Genomic DNA, 4,656 nt, shown 5'->3' with positions numbered 1-4,656 from the left:
TACGCTGGCGATACTCTGCTTGATAGCTGGGGACTTCTCCAGTAAGACTAGCATGGTAAACTGCAAGCACTGATTCTCTATCGTCAGGATGCAAACTCTCAATCCAACTAGATTTGGTCGTGTGAAATGTTGCTGGATCGTAGCCCAGCATTAAAGGGTATCCTGGGCTAACCACAACTTCTTCAGTTTTGATATTGAGATCGTAGAGTCCTTGATTTGACGCAGTTAATGCCAAGCGCAGTCGTTCTTCACTTATTTGTAGAGCGGCTTCTGCTCGTTTGCGATCGCTAATATCTGCAACCACCCCTTCAATGTAGTCATCAGTTGCATTCAGGTAAGAGGAACAAAGGCCCCAAAATAGCGTCCCATCTCGTTTTCGCATCTGGACTTCAAAGCTTCGCATTTCCCCATCCCGCTTCATCACCTCAATGGCGTATTGGCGATCGCTGGGATTTACAAAATAGCCGATGCTGTGTTCCAGCCCAATGATCTCCTCTGGTGAATCAAAGCCCAACAGATTGGCAAAGCATTGATTGGCATCGAGAATTAATCCATCACAGGTGCGGGTGCGGTAGATGCCAACCTGCGAGTTTTCAAAGATAGTTCGGAACTTGGCTTCACTTTGTCGTAACGCAGCAGTTCGTTCTGCGACCTGTTGCTCTAAAGTGCAGTTGTAGTCGGCTAGGAGTTTCTCGGCTTGTTTGCGCTCTGTAATGTCCTGAAAGGTAGCGATCGCATAAGCGATATTGCCCTGTTGATCAAAAACTGGTGTTCCCCGTGCCTCAAGTAAAATTGTGGCATGATCTCGACGAATTTCTATATCTTCAGTCCTAATGCGTTCGCCCTTTAATGCCCGCACATTAGGCAAGCTCTCCGCTGGATAGATTTGATCCGTTCCCGCTACATAAAGCTGATAAGCCTCTGAGAGCTGCTCCGGTGCTATGGAGGGATCAGTTTCTTTGCCCAAGAGTTGATTGCTGCATTGGTTGGCATAGTAAGGGCAACCCGCCGCATCCACGATCGCAATTCCCACCGGAATCGCTTCAAGGAACTGAGTAATCTTGCTTTCCTTAGCCTGTAGTTCTGAGTAAAGGTTGGCATTTTCGATAGCGATCGCTGCTTGAGTCGATAATAGCTGCAAGACCTGCGATCGCTCTGGTGTAAATACTCCAGCTGCTAACCGATTTTCTAAATACAATACACCGACCAGCTTGGCTTGATTTAGCAGCGGCAAACAGAAAACAGATTGAGGCTGGTTCTGTTGAATGTATGGCTCATTAATAAAAGCACCTTCACGAGTCGCATCATTTAAGGTGACAGGCTTCAGAGTCCGAATCACATATTGAATGATTGATTCTGGCAATTGATCGGCAACTGGAATAGACTGTAACACCTGAGTCGCACAAGCATTCTCATCGGCATTGAGTTCACAAGCCGCTTCAATCGACCATTCTCCTGAGTTTTCTAAAATCAAATATCCGGTTTGTGCGCCAGCATTCTCAATTAAAATTTGCATCAGTGATCGCAGCAATTGCTTCAGTTCAATTTCACGAGAAATCGCCTGTGAAGCTTTCATCACTGTTGCTAAATCGAAAGTAGTATGGAAGGGATTAGAGATAGTTTCAGTAGTAATAGGAATTGATGCGGAAGTGGCTCTATACGACTGGGAAAAGAACTGTGGATAGCGAGTTTCTAAGTCTTTAACTTTAGCGGTTGCGCCCCAGCGATCGTAGCAATAGTGCGCCTCTTTCATGTAGGTTTGAGCAATTTTCTCTCGACCTCGCGCTAGATAATGTTTAGCCGCTAATTCATAAGCTAATGCTTCTTCCTGGATATACTCATTTTCAGTAGCACCTGCGATCGCCCGTTCATAAAATTCCTCAGCCTCAAGAAATTGCCCTAAGACTCGCGCTTTCTCTGCTTCAACCAAATAAAATTTATGGAGATAATTCATTGGGGCGTGTTCTGCCCATTTCTGCATTTTTTCTTGGTTGGCGTTAATACAGTTTAGCCAAGCTGCTTTTTCAGAGTTTGAAGCCTCAGGCGATAGGCTCAAAAGCGCCAGCGAATGATAGAAACAGAATATAGGGAGAACCGTTATTGCTGTTACCTCTTCAAAATGTTGCCTTGCCAAAATAGCAGTCTGTACAGCTTGATGGTGTTCTCCAAATAGATAACACAACATGACTTTGTGCAAATAGAGTATTTGGATTGCAGTTCCATCTTTAACTGCAATAGCGTGTGATAATGCCTGCTCTTCATGATGTAGCCTACTAAGTAAGCGGCTGGAATCCTCAGGTCTATCTTGCAAATTAAGAATAGTTTGTTGCAATATTGCCAGCCAATTCGAGGGACTTTCTCGTCTAATTTGGTCAACCGCTTTGCTGTAAACTGCTGTTTTTTGTTTCAGTTGGGCGAGTTCTTCTCCAGCAAAAAACGAGTAATAGCACACGTAATATGCAGTATAACCAGCAGTTTCAAAATCTCCAGTTTTCACTCCATTTTGATAGGCATCAACCAGCATGGGTATTGTGTTCCTAAGATGCACCTTCCAGTGCATAATATGGACATTCGAAAACATTAAAGTTCTAGCATTTCCTCTGGTATTCAATCGTTCTGCCAAACCCAGAGCCAATTTGCCGAACTTATAACCGAATTTAATGTCTTGAACAACTCCACATAGAACAAACCCGTAGCCAGCATAAAACACTGATGACCAGACAGCATTGCCGTAGTTAATTGATAAATTTACCGCTTTGCAAATAATCAGCATGAATAGTGCTGGTGACCTGATAAATGCAGCAGACCTCATACTCGCCAGGATTGACATAGCTGCCAGCGGTTCTAGTGCAGTCATCTCTGGTAAATCAATCAAGTTTTCGATTTCTCGTTCAGCGAGTAGTGTAGCCGTTGACTCCAATTCCCTTTGAACATCTGCCTGACTTGGATTTTCTATTAAATCTATTCCCAAGAGCTTTAACGCTTCCGATCCAGTTTTTAGTGCTTCTTTCAGGTTGCCCTGTGACAAATATCCTTGAATTCTGCTATCGTAAACCTGCACTTTGTCAACCACTGTTTTGGCACGAGCGAGTACCACTTCTACCAACTGTTCCATCTCATCAAAGCGACCCTGGAGATACGCCGCTTCTGCTGCTTCTGAATACAGCGCTAAGGTGAGGTCATACTCACTCTGCCAACTCTTTGTATCGAGAAGTTGAAGACCTGTAGTGAAATATTTGAAAGCTGCTTCATAAGCCGTTGCTGCCTTTGCTTTCTGACCTGCCGTTAAATTCAATCTGGCAATTTCAGTTCGTTCTGGTTGAGCAGTGACAAGCTCCGTTCCTTGATCGAGATGATCCACAATAGTAAACAGTCGATCGGATCGTTGCTCTGGTGAAGTTTTATCGAGTAAATTGCGACCGATTTGGAGATGAACCACTTGTTTGCACGACTCATCAATTAGGGCATAAGCCGCTTGCTGCACGCGATCGTGCAGAAACTTATACTCTTGAACCAACAAGTCTTCATCCAATTCAGACAGAGGTTGAATTAATCCCGCTTGTATTGCTGCAAGTAGATCCTGGAAAATTGCTTTCGGTGATTTTTCGCAAATGATGGCTAACGTTTCTAAATCAAACTCAGACCCAACACAAGCCGCGATGGAGAGAACTTGCTGTGTTGCTTCCGGCAATTTCTGCAACTGACGCAGCAGCAGCTCCACCACATTATCCGTAATATTTTTAGCTTCAATCTCAACCAGGTTCCATTGCCACCCCCCTTCACTTTCCCCCTTACCGAGGGGGGATTGAGGGGGGTCAAAGGTCAACAAATTTTCGTCATACAGCAGCTTTAAAAATTCACCAACAAAGAAAGGGTTGCCCTCGGTTTTACGTGACACAACTTGGGCTAGGGGACGAACGGTATTAGGATTGCGATGTAACGTCTCAGCCACCAGTTGACCCAACGGTTCCAGTGTTAAGGGGGTCAGGATGATTTCCTGAAGTACTGCTCCCCCTTTTCGCAGGCTCTCTAGCGTTAAGACCAACGGATGCGTTGGAGTCAGTTCGTTATCTCGGTAGGCTCCGATCAAAAACAGAGATTGAGTTTGCTCGTCAAGCAATATGAGTTCAATTAACTTCAACGTTGCAGAATCGATCCACTGTAGATCGTCTAAAAAGATGACCAGGGGATGCTGTTTTGCACAAAACGCCCGCACAAACCTTTGAAACGTGAGATTGAAGCGATTCTGTGCTTCTGTTGCTCCAACTTCGGGCACAGGTGGCTGCTTGCCAATAATGAACTCAACTTCGGGGATGACATCAATGATGATTTGCCCATTGTTTCCTAAAGCAGTGAGTAGACGCGATCGCCATACTTCCACCTGTTCATTGGGTTCACCCAAGAGTTGCTGCACCAACTTTTGCAGGGCATCGACGATCGCGCTGTAGGGAATATTGCGCCGGAATTGGTCAAATTTACCCCAGATAAAATAGCCGTGCTTTGCGGTGATCGGTTTAGAGAGTTCCTGTACCAAGGCTGTTTTGCCAATGCCAGCGTAACCAGAGACCAGCATCATTTCACGGACTGCCTTACTCCCTACTACTCTGTCAAACGCCACCCATAATGCTGCAATCTCCGCTTCTCGCCCATACAGTT

1 protein-coding gene is annotated in these 4,656 nt (G+C 45.1%); it reads right to left on the bottom strand.

Annotated features, from left to right (window positions below; genetic code table 11):
* Positions 1–4,656, bottom strand: a 4,656-nt coding sequence (locus AC5JLB_RS13770; protein WP_495874401.1) for an AAA family ATPase, incomplete at both ends; no start/stop codon positions are given.

The organism is Myxacorys chilensis, assembly GCF_059505265.1.
This window is presented reverse-complemented; position numbering and strand designations above follow the sequence as displayed.